The organism is Pseudarthrobacter quantipunctorum (assembly GCF_045291495.1).
Classification (GTDB): domain Bacteria; phylum Actinomycetota; class Actinomycetes; order Actinomycetales; family Micrococcaceae; genus Arthrobacter; species Arthrobacter quantipunctorum.
In genome coordinates, this window is record NZ_CP148033.1 from 2497210 (window position 1) to 2512956 (window position 15747).

Genomic DNA, 15747 nt, shown 5'->3' on the forward strand with positions numbered 1-15747 from the left:
CCTAAGGATGGCGGCCGGAAAGGGCGTCGGGAGGTACACATGATCCACCCCTGGAGCATCGCCCGCCGGCTTTTCGTGGCGAACCTGCTGATCGTGGTGGTGTTTATCGCCATCGTCGGTTCGGCGACGTTCGTAGATGCCCGGGACCGTACCTATGATGAGGCCGGCGAACGGATGGCGGGGATAGCCGCGGCCATCGCGGCCAGCCCCCTGGTGCTGGACGCGGCCTCCAGCCCGGACCCGACGGGGACGCTCCAGCCCTACGCCAGGGACGTCATGGCAGAGGCCGACGTCGACTTCGTCACAATCATGGCTCCGGACCGGACCCGGTGGACGCATCCGCGGGACGAGGAAATCGGCCGGCCTTACATCGGCTCCATCGACGCTGCGCTGCAGGGCGGGCGGCTTACCGAAGTGACGGCGGGGACGTTGGGCCCGTCGGTGCGGACCATTGTCCCCGTCAAGGACCAGGCGGGTGAAGTGAAGGCACTGGTGGCAGTGGGCGTTACGGTCCGTACGGTGGATGTAGCCTTTGCCGGACGCCTGCCCGCCCTGCTGTCGATTGGCCTCGCCCTGCTGGTGGGAGGTTCACTGGCATCCTGGTTTCTGGGCCGGTACCTCCGCCGCGTGACCCGTGGCTGGGGGCCGGAGCAGCTCTCGCAGCTGTTTGCCTACTACGAATCCGTCCTGCACTCGGTGCGCGAAGGCCTGATCCTCATCGACACGAAGGGCCGTGTGGTGATGTACAACGACCAGGCGGCGGAACTGCTGGGCCTCGAAGGGGCCGGCAGCAAGGACCCCACCATGCCGCCGTCGCTGGCAGAGTTGCCGCTCGAGGAGGAACTCCGGGACCTGTTCGAATCCGGACGGCACGTCAAGGACGAAATCATCCTTACGGGTTCCCGCGTGCTGGTGGTCAACCAGGGACCGGCGAGGGCGCCAGGCTCTCCGGGAACCCGGGGCAGGACACCCGTCTACGGCACGGTGGCAACGCTGCGCGACCGTACCGAAATTGAGGCACTGGGCAACGAACTGGAAACCATGCGGACCCTGTCCGGAGCCCTCCGCGCCCAGACCCACGAGCACGCCAACAGGCTCCACACCATGGTCTCGCTCCTGGAGCTGGGCCGGACGCAGGAAGCCCTGGATTTTGCCACCCGGGACCTGGAACTGAGCCAGCAGCTGACCGATGACATGGTCAGTTCCGTTGATGAACCCGTCCTTGGCGCACTGGTCATGGGCAAGGTGGCCGAAGCCCACGAACGCGGGGTCCAGCTGGACGTTGCCACGCTGGGTTCCGGTACGGTGGCGGGAGTAGCCGTACAGGACCTGGTGACAATCCTGGGGAACCTGCTGGACAATGCCATCGATGCGGCTGCGGACGGTCCCCCGCCCCGGCGCGTGGAGCTGACCGTGGAATCGGATGAGGAGGGACTGGATATCGCCGTCCACGATTCCGGCGCCGCACTGGACGCCCAGTCCGCGGATCGGCTCTTCCGGCACGGCTTCAGCACCAAGCCCTCCGGGCCCGGCGGCCGCGGCATCGGGCTGGCACTGGTCCGGCAGGCAGTGCAGCGGCTGGGCGGTACCCTGACCATTAACGGACGGCGCGGAGCGAAATTCGAAGTATTCCTTCCCGCGGCAGCGTCCCCGCAGAAGGAGCACACACCGTGAGCAACATCCGGGTCCTCGTTGTTGAGGACGAGGCCATCGCATCGGCGGCGCACGCAGCCTACATTGGGCGGCTGCCGGGCTTTGAGCTTGCCGGAAGCGCACCGGACGGCCAGTCCGCACTCCGGCTGCTCGGTGAGCTCTCTGCGGCGGGCAACCCGGTGGAGCTGGTCCTTCTGGACATGAACCTGCCGGACCTCCACGGCCTGGACATTGCACGGCGGATGCGGGCTGCGGGAATCCTGGCGGACATCATTGCCATCACCGCTGTCCGGGAGCTGGCCATCGTGCGGAGCGCCGTGGCCATCGGGGTGGTGCAATACCTGATCAAGCCGTTTACGTTCGCCACGTTCGCCGACAAGCTGGAAAGCTACCGGCAGTTCCGGCAGCAGCTCACAGGCCCGGACGCCGGCTCGGGAAAAGCCGGAGCATCCCAAAGCGAAGTGGACCAGGCCTTCGCAAGCCTGCGGGCGCCGTCGGAACTGCCCCTGCCCAAAGGCCTCTCCGCATCCACGCTGGGCTCGGTGCAGGAGTTTGTCAGGCAACACAGCGTCGCCGTGTCCGCCACGGAAGTCATGGACGCCCTGGGCATGTCCCGTGTCACCGCGCGCCGCTACCTCGAGTACCTGGCGGATGCCGGCACGGTCTCCAGGACTGCCCGCTACGGCACACCGGGCAGGCCGGAAAACGAGTACCGCTGGAGCGGGCGCTGACCCGGCTGCTGACTCCAGCCGCCGCTAGTGCCCGCTGCTAGTTTCCGCTGCCGCCGCGACGGAGGGCCCCGATCAGCTGGTCAATCACCCCTGCGTCTTCGATTGTGGATGGCACTGTGTACTCCTCGCCGTCGGCAATCTGGCGCATGGTCTTGCGGAGGATCTTCCCGGACCGGGTCTTGGGCAGGGCATCTACAACCGTCACGTGCTTGAAGTCCGCAACAGCGCCGATGTCCCGCCGGACCATCGCCACCAGGTCCTTGGCCAGGATGTCACCGGACACCTCCACCCCGGACTTGAGCACAACGTAGCCGCTGGGCCGCTGGCCTTTCAGGGGGTCGGCCAGGCCGATCACCGCGCACTCGGCGACGGCCGGATGCTGCCCGATGACCTGTTCCATGGCACCCGTTGACAGCCGGTGCCCGGCAACATTGATGATGTCATCGGTCCGCCCCATGACGAACACGTAGCCGTCCGCGTCCCGGTAGCCGGAGTCGCCGGTGGCGTAGCACCCCTCAAAAGCCTGCAGGTAGGAGGAGATATACCGTTCGTCGTCGCCCCAGAGCGTGGCCAGGGTCCCGGGCGGCAGCGGCAGCCCGAGCACGATGTTCCCCTCCGTGCCGGGTGCCACCTCCCCGCCAAGGCCGTCCACGATGCTGAGCCTGAACCCCGGCATGGGCACGCTGGGCGAACCTGCCTTGATGGGCAGTTCTTCCAGGCCGCGGGGATTGGCGCAGATGGCCCAGCCCGTTTCCGTCTGCCACCAGTGGTCCACCACAGGAACGCCCACTGACCGGGAGGCCCAGTGGAACGTGTCCGTGTCCAGCCGCTCCCCCGCCGTGAAAAGCGTGCGCAGGCTGGAGACGTCATAGTTCCGCAGCAGGTCCGCCCCGGGGTCTGCCTTCCGGATGGCCCGCAGCGCTGTGGGGGCGGTGAACAATATGTTGACCCCGTGCTCCTGGATCACCCGCCAAAACGCGCCGGCATCGGGCGTTCCAACCGGCTTGCCCTCATAGAGGACAGTGGTGGCACCGGCAAGCAGGGGACCGTAGACGATGTAGGAGTGCCCTACCACCCAGCCGACATCCGACGCGGTCCACATGACGTCCCCGGGACCGGCGTCGTAGATGTTTTCCATGGTCCAGGCCAGCGCGACGGCGTGGCCGCCGTTGTCCCGCACCACGCCTTTGGGCGTCCCGGTGGTGCCTGAGGTGTAGAGGATGTACAGCGGGTCCGTGGCCGCGACGTCCACGGGGGCGGCAGGTTCCGCAGCGGCCATTTCCGTTTCCCAGTCATGCCAGCCGCGGTCCGCCGCCGTGTTGGCGAATCCGTCACGTGCCCGGACGATCACGGGAAGGTCCGGTACCCCAGCAAGTTCAAGGGCTTCCCCGACGGCGGGGAGGTACTCAATGCGGCGGGACGGTTCGATTCCTCCGGAAGCCGTGACCACGACGGCGGGAGCGGCGTCGCGGATGCGTGCTGCGAGTTCCTTCGGGGCAAACCCGCCGAAGACCACCGAATGGACGGCTCCAAGGCGCGCTGTTGCCAGCATGGCGATGGCAGCCTCGGGAATCATCGGCATGTAAATCACGACGCGGTCCCCCTTGCCCACCCCGCGGTTGCGGAGGGCGCCGGCAAAGCGTGACACCAGCCGGGTGAGTTCCGTGTAGGTGAAGCGCTGGCGGATGCCGAGCATGGCGGAATCGTAGATCAGCGCGTCATGGTCCCCCCGGCCGGCTTCCACGTGGCGGTCAAGGGCGTTGTAGGAGGTATTGAGGACGCCGTCAGGGAACCAGGTGAAGAGCGGAGCCCGGCTTGAGTTGAGGGCGCGCCGGGGCGGCACCGACCAGGAAACCTTGGCGGCGGCATTGAGCCAAAACTCGCCCGGCTGCCCGAGGCTTTGTTCGTAGCTGTCCCGATAGCTGCTGGTGACCATGAAGCACTTCCCATCCACGACGTTGTGTAGGGGACATGCTAGCGGGGAACACGAAGGCGAAACAAGACTTTTGTATACACAGACGGCCTAAAAATGCATCCAGCAAGGTTTTCGTTGGCATAAGGGGAAGTTCTGTATACACTGAGTGGGTTCGATACCGAAGGAGGCAACGATGCGCGCCAGTGACAGGGCCTACGCCGCGCTACGCGACGACATCACCGAGTGGCGCCTCCTCCCGGGCACGGTGCTTGCTGAAGTGGAGCAGTCCGAACGCCTCGGCGTTTCGCGCACTCCGCTGCGGGAGGCGCTGAGCCGGCTTACCGCCGAAGGGCTCACGACGACGGCAGGCAGCCGCGGCGTCGTCGTCACCGACGTTTCACTCGATGACATCGACGAACTCTTCGAGCTGCGCGAAACCCTCGAATGCAAAGCCGCAGCGCTGGCAGCCGAACGCGGGGACCCCGGCGTTTTCCTGCAGCTCCACAAGGAGCTCCTCGAAGCTCCGGCCCTTATTGACAGCAGCGACCCCGGCCGGCACGCCTACTACGATCTTGCCGGGCGCCTCGACGCCGCCATCGATGCCGCCGTCTCCAACTCTTACCTGGCACAGGCCATGCGGGGCCTGCGTGTGCACCTGGTGCGCGTGCGCCGCCTCGCAGCCGACGATGCCCAGCGGCTCACGGCCGCGGCAGCCGAGCACGCAGCCATCGCCGAAGCGATCGCCGCCCGCAATCCCCGGCTGGCCGAGGCCGCCACCATCCTCCACCTGCATCGAAGCCTTTCGCACGTCAAGAACACGCACACACCCCACCACAAGGAGCACCATGGTTAAGGAACACCACGTCCGGGTTTACAAGAGCGAGGAAAACCTGCCCCGCGAGGAGCAGCTCGCCTACAAGATTGCCAGGGTGGCCACCGATCCCGTCCCGGTAACGCCCGAGGTGGCCGACATGGTGATCAATCGGGTCATCGACAACGCGTCCGTGGCCATCGCTTCCCTGAACCGGGCGCCGATCGTGGCTGCCCGCGCCCAGGCCCTGGCCCACGGCCCCAGCACCGGCGGGCAAGGGGCCAAGGTCTTCGGCATCGGCGAGCGCGTGTCACCGGAATGGGCAGCGTGGGCCAACGGGGTTGCCGTGCGGGAACTGGACTACCACGACACTTTCCTGGCCGCCGACTACTCACATCCGGGCGACAACATCCCGCCGATCCTGGCCGTTGCCCAGCACACCGGTTCCAGCGGACAGGACCTCATCCGCGGCATCACCACCGGCTACGAAATCCAGGTGAACCTGGTCAAGGCCATCTGCCTGCACAAGCACAAGATCGACCACGTGGCCCACCTCGGCCCGTCGGCAGCCGCCGGCATCGGCACCCTGCTGGGGCTCGACGTCGAAACCATCTTCCAGTCCGTCGGCCAGGCCCTGCACACCACCACCGCGACCAGGCAGTCGCGCAAGGGCGAGATCTCCACCTGGAAGGCGCACGCACCGGCCTTCGCCGGAAAGATGGCCGTCGAGGCCGCAGACCGTGCCATGCGCGGACAGACCTCTCCGGTGCCCATCTATGAGGGTGAGGACGGCGTCATCGCCTGGATGCTGGACGGCCCGGACGCCTCGTACCTGGTGCCGCTGCCGGAGGCCGGGGAAGCAAAGCGGGCCATCCTGGACACCTACACCAAGGAACACTCCGCGGAGTACCAGGCGCAGGCCTGGATCGACCTGGCCCGGAAACTGAACCGTGAGCATCCCGAGGCTACGGACCCGGCCAACGTGAAGTCCGTCCTGATCAAAACCAGCCACCACACGCACTATGTCATCGGCTCCGGCGCCAACGATCCACAGAAGTACTCCCCCACCGCCTCAAGGGAAACGCTGGACCACTCCATCCCGTACATCTTTACTGTGGCTTTGCAGGACGGGTCCTGGCACCACGTGGACTCCTACTCCCCCGAACGCGCCGCACGGCCGGACACCGTTGACCTGTGGCAGAAGGTCAGCACCGAGGAAGACCCTGAGTGGACCCGCCGCTACCACTCCCTGGACATTGCCGAGAAGGCCTTCGGCGGCTCCGTGGAGATCACCCTGACGGACGGCACGGTCATCAAGGACAGCAACGCGGTTGCCGACGCCCACCCGCTCGGAGCCCGGCCCTTCGGCCGCGAGCAGTACGTCAACAAGTTCCGCACCCTCGCCGCCGGGCTCGTAGAGGAGGCCGAAATCGAAAGGTTCCTCGCCGCCGTCGAACGCCTCCCGGAACTCGCTGCCGGCGAGCTGGACCAGCTGAACATCACCGCCGCCCCCGGCGTTATCGACCTGGGCGCCGCACCCAAGGGACTGTTCTAGATGCTGTACTCCAAGACCACCCCGGAGCAGAAGCGGCTCCGGTTCCGCGAACTCCTGGCATCCGGAACCATCGCCCAGTTCCCCGGCGCGTTCAATCCCCTCTCCGCCCGGCTCATCGAGGAGAAGGGGTTCGCGGGGGTCTACATCTCCGGAGCAGTTCTGGCGAACGACCTCGGCCTCCCGGACATTGGACTGACCACGCTGACCGAGGTTGCCACCCGGGCCGGGCAGATTGCCCGCATGACGGACCTGCCTTCCATCGTGGACGCAGACACCGGGTTCGGCGAGCCGATGAACGTTGCGCGCACCGTGCAGGAACTTGAGAACGCCGGCCTGGCCGGGCTGCACATCGAGGACCAGTTCAACCCCAAGCGCTGCGGCCACCTGGACGGCAAGAACGTGGTGGACCTGGAAACGGCCACCAAGCGCATCCGGGCGGCTGCGGATGCCCGCCGGGACCCGAACTTCCTCATCATGGCCCGCACCGACATCCGCGCCACGGACGGACTGGCGGCCGCCCAGGACAGGGCAAAGGCACTCGTGGAGGCGGGCGCCGACGCGATTTTCCCGGAAGCCATGAAGGACCTCAGCGAGTTCCAGGCCATCCGCGACGCCGTGGACGTGCCCATCCTGGCCAACATGACCGAATTCGGAAAGAGCGACCTCTTCACCGTGGACCAGCTGGCAGCAGTGGGCGTCAACATGGTGATTTATCCGGTCACCCTGCTCCGTAGTGCCATGGGCGCTGCTGAGCGTACGCTGGACTCGATCAAGGCTGAGGGAACGCAGGAGGCGCAGGTTGGCAGCATGCTGACCCGTGCGCGGCTGTACGACCTCGTTGACTACGAGGCATACAACCGTTTTGACACCGGGGTCTTCAATTTCCAGGTCCCCGGGAAGCACTAAAGGACCACCGCCGGCCGCGGCCGGCATCCGAAAGGCGACAGGAACAAGGGAGTTTCAGCATGGCTGAACAGGACATCAAAAAAGGTCTCGCCGGGGTCGTAGTGGACTACACGTCCGTTTCGAAGGTCAACCCGGACACCAACTCGCTGCTGTATCGCGGCTACCCGGTCCAGGAGCTCGCGGCGCGGTGCAGCTTTGAGGAAGTCGCATACCTGCTCTGGAACGGGGAGCTGCCCACCGCGGAGCAGTTGGCTGAGTTCACCGCCCGGGAGCGGGCCGGGCGCGCCCTGGACCCGGTTGTCAAGCAGGTGATCGATGCCCTTCCCACCAGCTCCCACCCCATGGATGTGTGCCGGACGGCGGCCTCGGTCATGGGTGCCAGGCATCCGCTGGCGGAGGATTCATCGCGGGAAGCCAACATGGCAAAGGCTGTGGATCTGTTCGCAGCGATGCCGGCCGTGGTGGCCTATGACCAGCGGCGCAGGCACGGGCAAGCCGCCATTGAGCCCCGTGACGATCTGGGCTACTCGGCCAACTTTCTGTGGATGGCCTTCGGTGAGGAACAGGTCCCCGAAGTGGTGGAGGCCTTCAACGTTTCCATGATCCTTTACGCCGAACACAGCTTTAACGCCTCAACCTTCACGGCGCGGGTGATCACCTCCACACTCTCGGACCTGCACTCAGCGGTCACGGGCGCCATCGGCGCCCTGAAGGGCCCGCTGCACGGCGGCGCAAACGAGGCTGTCATGCACACCTTCGACGAGATCGGCATCCGTCCGGAGGAATCGCTGGAAGAAGCGGCAGCGCGGGCCAAGGCCTGGATGGAGGACGCCCTGGCCCACAAAAAGAAGGTGATGGGCTTTGGTCACCGGGTGTACAAACACGGCGACTCCCGGGTCCCCACCATGAAGGCGGCCCTGGACAAGATGATCGCCCACTACGGCCGGCCGGAACTCCTGGGCTTGTACCAGGGGCTCGAGACCGCCATGGACGAGGCAAAAGCCATCAAGCCCAACCTCGACTATCCGGCGGGACCCACCTACCACCTGATGGGCTTCGACACCGAGACGTTCACTCCCCTGTTCGTCGCCAGCAGGATCACGGGCTGGACGGCGCACATCATGGAGCAGCTGGACTCGAACTCCCTGATCCGTCCGCTGAGCGAATACGTGGGTCCGGAGGAACGGCACCTGGCGTAACCCCGCCCCTGCGGAAAGCACGACGACGGCCAGTGGCCCACGGCGGCGCGGCCACCTTCCAGGGTGGCCGAGCCGCCGTCGTTCTTCCCTCTTTGGAGTCCTGGTCCTGAAGGCTTAGAACAGCAGGCTTTCGGAGGAGGCGACGGCTTCGTTGTCGTTGTCCATGGTCACAACGATGTTCACCTTCCCGCCTTCCAGCACCACGGGCAGCCAATGGTCCGCGTCCTGCCACATCCGGTCCACAGGCAGGGTTGCGGTATCAAACCACTCCGGTGCGATCTCGGCGCTTTCCGTGGGTTCGCCTTCCCAGCGGACGGCTGTGAACAACCGCGTGTGCATGTCCCACTCCGGCCTGGCCGGGAACACGAACCGGATGATTCCGGCATCCCGGAGGTCCTCGTGCCGGAGCCCGACGTCGGCTTCCTCCCGCACCTCACGGATTGCCGCTTCCGCGTCGCTCTCGCCCGGTTCCACGTGTCCACCGATGCCAACGATCTTCCCGCGCCCAAAGCCCGTCTTCTTCAGCCCCAGCAGGACCTGGGAGACACCGTCAACCTCCCGAAGCAGGAAGCAGAGGGCAACCGCAGCAGCCATGCTCAGCCCAGTGCCCGTGGATGCGCGGCGGCGTAGATCTCCCGCAAGGTGTCGGCCGTGACCAGGGTGTACACCTGCGTGGTGGTCACCGAGGCATGGCCCAGGAGCTCCTGGACCACGCGGACGTCGGCACCGCCCTCGAGCAGGTGGGTGGCAAAGGAATGCCGGAGCGTGTGGGGTGAGACGTCCTTGGTGATGTTTGCCTTTTCGGCCGCCGCCTTCAGGATGGTCCAGGCGCTCTGCCGGCTGATCCGGCCGCCGCGGGCGTTGAGGAACAGCGCCGGGGTACCCTTTCCCTTGGCTGCCAGCAGGGGCCGGCCCCGCACCAGGTAGGCTTCGAGCGCCCTTGCACCATAGGAGCCCAGGGGCACCAGCCGCTCTTTGGAACCCTTGCCGAAGAGCCGCACGATGGCTGGCCCGGACGCCCCACCATCCAGTGAGATGTCGTCAACATCCAGGCCAACGGCCTCGCTGATCCGCGCTCCGGTGGAGTACAGGAATTCAAGGAGGGCCCGGTCGCGCAACCCCGTTGCCGTGTCCGTTCCTGCGGCTTCGAGGATCCGCGTGACTTCGTCCACGCTGATGGCCTTCGGCAACCGCTTGCCAGGCATGGGCGGGTGGACTTCGCTGGCGGGGTCAGTGGGCGTAAAGCCTTCCAACGCCCAGAACTTGTGGAGGCCGCGGACGGCTACCACGGTCCTGGCGGCGGACCGGACGCCCAGGGTGGAGCCGCCGTCGGACCCGTCTGTCAGCGCACGGACGTACCCCGTGACGTGGTGGCGGGTGACGTCCTCAGGGCGGACGCAGCCGGCCGCTGACAGAAAGCGGGCATAACGGGCGAGATCCCGCTTGTAGGCTGCCAGGGTGTTGGCCGCCAGTCCGCGCTCCACGCCCATGTGCTGCAGGTAGTCTGTGATGCCGCGGTCAATCGCCGTGTGCGGGGCGGGGGCCGGTGCGGCGTCCCGGACCGGTCCGGCCGGGGCTGCCTCGGCGACAGCCGGCCCTGCGGAGGCAAGTTCTGCGGAGGGAGGGGGCACCATCAGCGCTGGCTGGGGTGCGCAGGCCAGGGTGCGTCCGCGGGACGGAGCCCCTCAAATCCGCTGGCGCGCGCGGCGGCGGCTGCAAGGATTCCGACGACGGCGGACGGGTTGTGGAGCCTTCCGGCCAGTACCGAGTCCACGGCGTCGTCCAGGCTGATCCAGTGGAACTCGATCTCGGCTTCCTCATCCGTCCGCTCGTGGCGTTCGTGGTGGGGTATGTCGAGCAGGTCCCGGGCAAGGTAGATCCTGATGGCCTCGCTGGAGGATCCCGGTGAGTTGAAGAAGTCCGCCAGGACGTTCCAGGTACCCGCGGCAAGGTCTGCTTCCTCGGCCAGTTCGCGGGCGGCCCCCACCACGAAGTCCTCACCCTCAATATCCAGCAGGCCGGCGGGGATCTCCCAGAGATCCATGCCCACAGGATGGCGGTACTGCTTGAGGAGGAGGATCTCGCCGGCAGCGTTCATGGGCAGGACGGCCACGGCACCGGGGTGGTCGATGTAGTCGCGGGTGAGTGCCTCGCCGGTTTCCTGCAGCTGGAAGCTGTCGCTGACCACATCCCAGATCCGGCCTTCGTAGACCTTCTCGGTAGACAAAAGACGGCGCGGGCTCGGTGCATCCGAAACCTGCTTCGCAGCAGGGGTGGTTTCAGGTGTACCGGGCATCGCGCCGTCCTTTTCTGTTGGAACTACTTAGCGGCTACCGTACCGGACTGCAGGGCCTCGGTTGCACCGGCATCCGCGGTGCCTGCCGTGTCGGAGCCCTTCTGGTGGTTCAGGGCTGCCTTGACCAGGCCCGCGAAGAGCGGGTGCGGCCGGGTGGGACGCGAGCTCAGCTCAGGGTGCGCCTGGGTGGCCACGTAGTACGGGTGGACGTCCGCGGGCAGCTCGACGAATTCAACGAGCTTGCCGTCCGGGGACGTGCCGGAGAAGACCAGGCCTTTGGCTGCGATCTGGTCGCGGTACTTGTTGTTGACCTCGTAGCGGTGGCGGTGGCGTTCGCTGACGGTGGTTTTGCCGTAGGTCTCGGCAATGACCGATCCGGGATCAAGCTTTGCTTCGTAGAGGCCCAGGCGCATGGTGCCGCCCAGGTCGCCGCGGCCTTCGACGAACTCGAGCTGCTCTTCCATGGTGGCAATGACCGGGTACTTGGAGTCCGGCTCGAATTCGCTGGATGAAGCGCCTTCGAGTCCCACCACGTTGCGGGCGTATTCGATGACCATGCACTGCAGGCCCAGGCAGAGGCCCAGGACGGGGAGTTTAGTTTCGCGGGCGAACTTCAGGGCGCCGAGCTTGCCCTCAAGTCCCCGGATCCCAAAGCCGCCCGGCACGCAGATGGCGTCGACGCCGTCGAGCGCGGCAATGGCGCCCTCGCGGGTTTCGCATTCGTCCGACGGGACCCAACGGATCTTGACCTTGGTGTCGTTGGCGAAGCCGCCTGCACGCAGGGCCTCAGTCACTGACAGGTAGGCGTCGGGCAGGTCGATGTACTTGCCCACCAGTGCGATCTCAACCTCATGCTTGGGGTTGTGCACCGCCTCGAGCAGCTTGTCCCAGCTGGTCCAGTCCACGTCCTTGAAGGGCAGGTCCAGGGCGCGCACGATGTACGAGTCCAGGCCCTGCGTGTGGAGGGTCTTGGGGATGTCGTAGATGCTGGGGGCGTCGGCGGCGTTAACCACGGCGTCGATGTCGACGTCGCACATCCGACCAATCTTTTCCCGCATGGCTTCGGGTACTTCGCGGTCCGAGCGGATAACGATCGCTTCGGGCTGGATACCGATGGACCGCAGGGCTGCGACAGAGTGCTGGGTTGGCTTGGTCTTCAGCTCCTGGGACGGCCCGATGTACGGGACCAGGGAGACATGGAGGAAGAACACGTTGGTGCGGCCGATGTCCTGACGCACCTGGCGGGCCGACTCGAGGAACGGCTGGGATTCGATGTCACCCACGGTGCCGCCGATTTCGGTGATGATGACGTCGGGGGCATTCTTGCCCTCGGCCGGCAGGCGCATGCGGCGCTTGATCTCATCGGTGATGTGCGGGATGACCTGGACGGTGTCGCCGAGGTACTCGCCGCGGCGCTCCTTGGCGATGACTGTCGAGTACACCTGCCCCGTGGTCACGTTGGCCGAGCCCTCAAGGTTTTCGTCGAGGAAGCGCTCGTAGTGCCCGATGTCCAGGTCGGTCTCGGCGCCGTCGTCAGTGACGAAGACTTCGCCGTGCTGGAAGGGGTTCATGGTGCCCGGATCCACGTTCAGATAGGGATCGAGCTTCTGCATAGTTACAGACAGGCCGCGTGCGCGCAGCAGGTGGCCGAGGCTTGATGCCGTCAGTCCCTTACCGAGCGAGGACGCCACACCACCAGTTACGAAGATGTGTTTGGTCGTCTTGGAGGAACCCGGGAACCGGGAATTTACACGGGAATTTGATCGCTGCACCACGGAATTCGAGCTTATCATCATTTGAGCCTTCCACGGATCGCCGGCAGTGTTCCCCAAACGTCCAAGTCTGCCCTTCGGCCGTCCGCCGATCAAGGGGCGGCCGGCACGCCGGGCACGCCCCCAACCAGCCTTCAGGCCCCCTGGGGCAGGAGTTTCGCGTCGTCCAGCAGTTCCTGGGCGTGGGCCTGCGCCGACTCGGAGTCTTCCTGGCCGGCCAGCATGCGGGCCAGTTCGCGGACCCTTTCCGGACCGTCGAGGAGGCGGACATCACTGGACGTGAACCCGGTGGCGGTTCCGCCGTCGGCCCCCCGGACGGAGGTCTTGGTGACGGTGATGTGCTGGTCCGCGAAGGCGGCCACCTGAGGCAGGTGCGTGACCACCAGCACCTGGACGTGACGGGCCAGCATGGCAAGCCTGCGGCCAATTTCGACGGCGGCGCGGCCGCCCACTCCGGCGTCCACCTCATCGAAGACAAATGTTGGAACGGGATCCACGGCTGCCAGGACCACCTCGATGGCGAGCATGACGCGGGAGAGTTCACCGCCGGAGGCGCCCTTGCCCAGGGGCCGGGCGGGGGCACCGGAGTGCGGCTGCAGCAGGAAGCTGATCTCGTCAGCGCCGTGCGGCCCCAACTGGCCCCCGGGTTCGAGGTTGATGACCAGGGTGGCATCGGCCATGGCCAGCGCCTTCAGCTCCGCACTGACCCGGGCTGAGAGGTCCTTCGCAGCCTTGGCCCTGATTTTGCTGATGGCGGCGGCCTGCTTCTTCAGGTCCGCTTCTGCCTGGACCACTTCCGCGTCCAGCTTTTCGATCCGGGTGGAGTCGTCCTGCAACTCATCAAACCGCACGCGGGCGTTCTCCGCCCAGACCAGGACCTCGTCGATGGTCGGTGCGTATTTGCGGACCAGTTTGGCCAGGACTGCCCGGCGGTCCTCAATTTCCGCGAGCCGTTCGGGGCCTTCTGTGTCCAGTCCGGCCTGGTAGCTGGCCAGTTCGGTGGCGATGTCGTTCAGCAGGAAGCCCACCTCGGCCAGCCGGGCGGCCGCGGAGCCCAGCTCGGCGTCGTGCTCGGCCACGTGCTCCAGCGTCCGTTTGGCGGCGTCAACCAGGGTGGTTGCATCCCCCTCGTCACCGAAGTCCTCGGCGATAAGCGCCTGGTGGGCCGTGCTGGCAGCGATGCGGAGCTCCTCCACATTGGCCAGCTTCACCGCTTCCGCCTTGAGGACTTCATCCTCCCCCGGCTGCGGGTCAACCTCGTCTATTTCGGCAAGGGCGCTCTGCAGGGATTCGGCCTCGCGCAGCCTGTCGCGTGCAGCGCTGCGGAGGGTGTCCAGCTCGGCCTGGCTGGACTTCCAGTGGTTGTAGAGGTCCTGGTAGGCGGCCAGCGGGCCAGCCAGTGCTTCGCCGGCAAACTTGTCCAGGGCGCCCCGCTGGGCAGCAGCTCCCTTGAGCCGGATCTGGTCCGACTGTCCGTGGACCACCACCAGGGTCTCGCCGATCTCGGCCAGGACCCCCACCGGCGCGGCCCTGCCGCCCAGGAAGGCGCGGCTGCGGCCGTCGGAGCCCAGGCGGCGGGCAAGGATCAGCTCCGCGCCGCCGTCGAACTCCTCCGCCTCTGCCCCGGCCTCCAGGGCCCTGGCAATCGCGGGGTGGCCGGCGTCGAGCTTCAGCACTGCCTCGGCGGTGGCACTCTTGGCGCCGCTCCTGACGGCGCCGGCATCGGACCGCGCCCCCAGGAGGAGACCGACGGCGGTGACCACCATGGTCTTGCCGGCACCGGTCTCGCCGGTCACCACGCTCAAGCCAGGCCCGAGCGGCAGCGTTGCGTCGGTGATGACGCCAAGATCGCGGATTCTCAGTTCTTCAAGCATGGCTTCACTTTGCGGTGGTGGGATCGTTGTCATCGCCGGGCTGGTCCGGCTGGGGCACCTGGAGCGGAGGCATGGGCCGCGGTGTCCTGACGATGGGTATGGGGCCGGTGTGGATGGCGTCCGCCTTCGGTACCGGTCCCCGCCAGCCATGGATCGGCAGCTCGAACTTGCGGACCAGCCGGGCCGAAAACGGCGTCTGGTGGGTGCGGGCGAGCCGCACGGGCGTGGCGGATTTTGTGACCTCAACCCGGGCACCCGGCGGCAAATCCACGGAGCGCCTGCCATCACACCACAGGACGCCCTGGGCATCCGTCCGGCCAAGGACCTCCACGGCCAGCCTGGAACGGGGCGAGACCACCAGCGGCTTGGCGAAGAGTGCGTGGGCACTGATGGGGACGATGACCAGTGCCTCCACCTCGGGCCAGACCACAGGGCCGCCGGCCGAAAAGCCGTACGCCGTGGATCCGGTGGGGGTGGCCAGCACGATGCCGTCGCAGCCAAAGGACGTGAGGGGACGCTCGTCCACTTCGGTCACCACCTCGAGCATGCGTTCGCGGTTGGCTTTCTCGATGGCGGCTTCGTTCAGCGCCCAGGTGTGCCAGATCTTCTGGCCGCGGACCCACACCTGGACATCGATGGTCATCCGCTCTTCCACCGTGTACTCGCGGCTGGCGATCCACTCGACGGTCTGGGCCAGGTCCGCCCGCTCGCTTTCGGCCAGGAAGCCCACATGGCCAAGGTTGACGCCCAGCAGCGGCACGTCCACTTCCCGGACCAGCTCGGCGGCGCGCAGGATGGTACCGTCCCCGCCCAGGACCATCACCAGTTCAACATCCGGGAGCTGGACGTGGTCGTGGAGGACCTCCACGGGCTGGGCCAGGTGTCCGAAGAAACGCTCCATGTCCGCAAGTTCGGATTCCTGCATGACCGGCACGATGCCTGAGGCGTGCAGGAGGGCGCACGCTTCCCACGCGGCCTTCAGCGAGTCCTCGCGGCCGGTATGGGCGAGGACCAGTACACGCCTGCTCATCAGGT

General features: G+C 66.6%; 13 protein-coding genes. 6 read left to right on the forward strand and 7 right to left on the reverse strand.

The annotated features are described in order from the left end of the window. The first annotated feature begins 39 nt into the window (after positions 1–39). Positions 40–1674 carry an ATP-binding protein gene (locus WHH00_RS11330; RefSeq protein ID WP_406632827.1) on the forward strand — a complete coding sequence of 545 codons (1635 nt, stop codon included), beginning with the start codon at positions 40–42 and terminating at the stop codon, positions 1672–1674. Then, positions 1671–2384 carry a response regulator gene (locus WHH00_RS11335; protein ID WP_406632830.1) on the forward strand — a complete coding sequence of 238 codons (714 nt, stop codon included), beginning with the start codon at positions 1671–1673 and terminating at the stop codon, positions 2382–2384. The genes WHH00_RS11330 and WHH00_RS11335 overlap by 4 nt, the downstream gene beginning before the upstream one ends. A gap of 37 nt (positions 2385–2421) precedes the next feature. Here the strand turns inward: WHH00_RS11335 and WHH00_RS11340 are convergent, their stop codons facing one another. After that, positions 2422–4320 carry an AMP-binding protein gene (locus WHH00_RS11340; protein WP_406632832.1) on the reverse strand — a complete coding sequence of 633 codons (1899 nt, stop codon included), beginning with the start codon at positions 4318–4320 and terminating at the stop codon, positions 2422–2424. A gap of 172 nt (positions 4321–4492) precedes the next feature. On the opposite strand from WHH00_RS11340, the gene WHH00_RS11345 reads away from it, so the two are divergent. From WHH00_RS11345 to WHH00_RS11360, 4 genes are read left to right on the forward strand one after another with little or no spacing between them, the layout of a single operon-like run. Continuing rightward, on the forward strand, positions 4493–5152 hold the full coding sequence (locus WHH00_RS11345; RefSeq protein WP_406632834.1) for a GntR family transcriptional regulator: 660 nt from the start codon (positions 4493–4495) through the stop codon (positions 5150–5152). Continuing rightward, positions 5145–6665: an MmgE/PrpD family protein gene (locus tag WHH00_RS11350; protein ID WP_406632836.1), complete on the forward strand. Its 1521-nt coding sequence runs from the start codon at positions 5145–5147 to the stop codon at positions 6663–6665. The genes WHH00_RS11345 and WHH00_RS11350 overlap by 8 nt, the downstream gene beginning before the upstream one ends. Then, a complete protein-coding gene (gene prpB, locus WHH00_RS11355) occupies positions 6666–7571 on the forward strand; it encodes a methylisocitrate lyase (protein WP_406632838.1) in 906 nt (301 codons plus the stop codon). A 59-nt stretch (positions 7572–7630) separates the two neighbouring features. After that, complete coding sequence (locus WHH00_RS11360; protein ID WP_406632840.1) at positions 7631–8770, forward strand: bifunctional 2-methylcitrate synthase/citrate synthase; 1140 nt, start codon at positions 7631–7633, stop codon at positions 8768–8770. Positions 8771–8884: 114 nt separating this feature from the next. Here the strand turns inward: WHH00_RS11360 and WHH00_RS11365 are convergent, their stop codons facing one another. The 6 genes from WHH00_RS11365 to WHH00_RS11390 form a co-directional block, all read right to left on the reverse strand. Continuing rightward, positions 8885–9364, reverse strand: a complete 480-nt coding sequence (locus tag WHH00_RS11365; protein ID WP_406632842.1) for an 8-oxo-dGTP diphosphatase — start codon at positions 9362–9364, stop codon at positions 8885–8887. Positions 9365–9366: 2 nt separating this feature from the next. After that, a complete protein-coding gene (xerD, locus tag WHH00_RS11370; RefSeq protein WP_406632844.1) occupies positions 9367–10404 on the reverse strand; it encodes a site-specific tyrosine recombinase XerD in 1038 nt (345 codons plus the stop codon). Further along, the gene (locus WHH00_RS11375; RefSeq protein ID WP_231456497.1) at positions 10404–11066 is read right to left on the reverse strand and encodes an NUDIX hydrolase; all 663 of its coding nucleotides are present in this window, start codon (positions 11064–11066) and stop codon (positions 10404–10406) included. The genes xerD and WHH00_RS11375 overlap by 1 nt, the downstream gene beginning before the upstream one ends. Before the next feature lie 23 nt (positions 11067–11089). Further along, positions 11090–12859, reverse strand: a complete 1770-nt coding sequence (locus WHH00_RS11380) for a CTP synthase (RefSeq protein ID WP_406632847.1) — start codon at positions 12857–12859, stop codon at positions 11090–11092. 113 nt (positions 12860–12972) lie between these two features. Beyond that, complete coding sequence (recN, locus tag WHH00_RS11385; RefSeq protein ID WP_406632849.1) at positions 12973–14712, reverse strand: DNA repair protein RecN; 1740 nt, start codon at positions 14710–14712, stop codon at positions 12973–12975. A gap of 4 nt (positions 14713–14716) precedes the next feature. Continuing rightward, positions 14717–15742: an NAD kinase gene (locus WHH00_RS11390; RefSeq protein ID WP_231456494.1), complete on the reverse strand. Its 1026-nt coding sequence runs from the start codon at positions 15740–15742 to the stop codon at positions 14717–14719. Positions 15743–15747 lie beyond the last annotated feature (5 nt).

Coding starts and splice junctions, on each gene's coding strand:
- WHH00_RS11390 (WP_231456494.1), bottom strand. CDS start 15,742: ATGAGCAGGCGTGTACTGGTCCTCGCCCATACCGGCCGCGAGGACTCG.
- WHH00_RS11350 (WP_406632836.1), top strand. CDS start 5,145: ATGGTTAAGGAACACCACGTCCGGGTTTACAAGAGCGAGGAAAACCTG.
- xerD (WP_406632844.1), bottom strand. CDS start 10,404: ATGGTGCCCCCTCCCTCCGCAGAACTTGCCTCCGCAGGGCCGGCTGTC.
- recN (WP_406632849.1), bottom strand. CDS start 14,712: ATGCTTGAAGAACTGAGAATCCGCGATCTTGGCGTCATCACCGACGCA.
- WHH00_RS11340 (WP_406632832.1), bottom strand. CDS start 4,320: ATGGTCACCAGCAGCTATCGGGACAGCTACGAACAAAGCCTCGGGCAG.
- prpB (WP_406632838.1), top strand. CDS start 6,666: ATGCTGTACTCCAAGACCACCCCGGAGCAGAAGCGGCTCCGGTTCCGC.
- WHH00_RS11330 (WP_406632827.1), top strand. CDS start 40: ATGATCCACCCCTGGAGCATCGCCCGCCGGCTTTTCGTGGCGAACCTG.
- WHH00_RS11375 (WP_231456497.1), bottom strand. CDS start 11,066: ATGCCCGGTACACCTGAAACCACCCCTGCTGCGAAGCAGGTTTCGGAT.
- WHH00_RS11345 (WP_406632834.1), top strand. CDS start 4,493: ATGCGCGCCAGTGACAGGGCCTACGCCGCGCTACGCGACGACATCACC.
- WHH00_RS11360 (WP_406632840.1), top strand. CDS start 7,631: ATGGCTGAACAGGACATCAAAAAAGGTCTCGCCGGGGTCGTAGTGGAC.
- WHH00_RS11380 (WP_406632847.1), bottom strand. CDS start 12,859: ATGATAAGCTCGAATTCCGTGGTGCAGCGATCAAATTCCCGTGTAAAT.
- WHH00_RS11365 (WP_406632842.1), bottom strand. CDS start 9,364: ATGGCTGCTGCGGTTGCCCTCTGCTTCCTGCTTCGGGAGGTTGACGGT.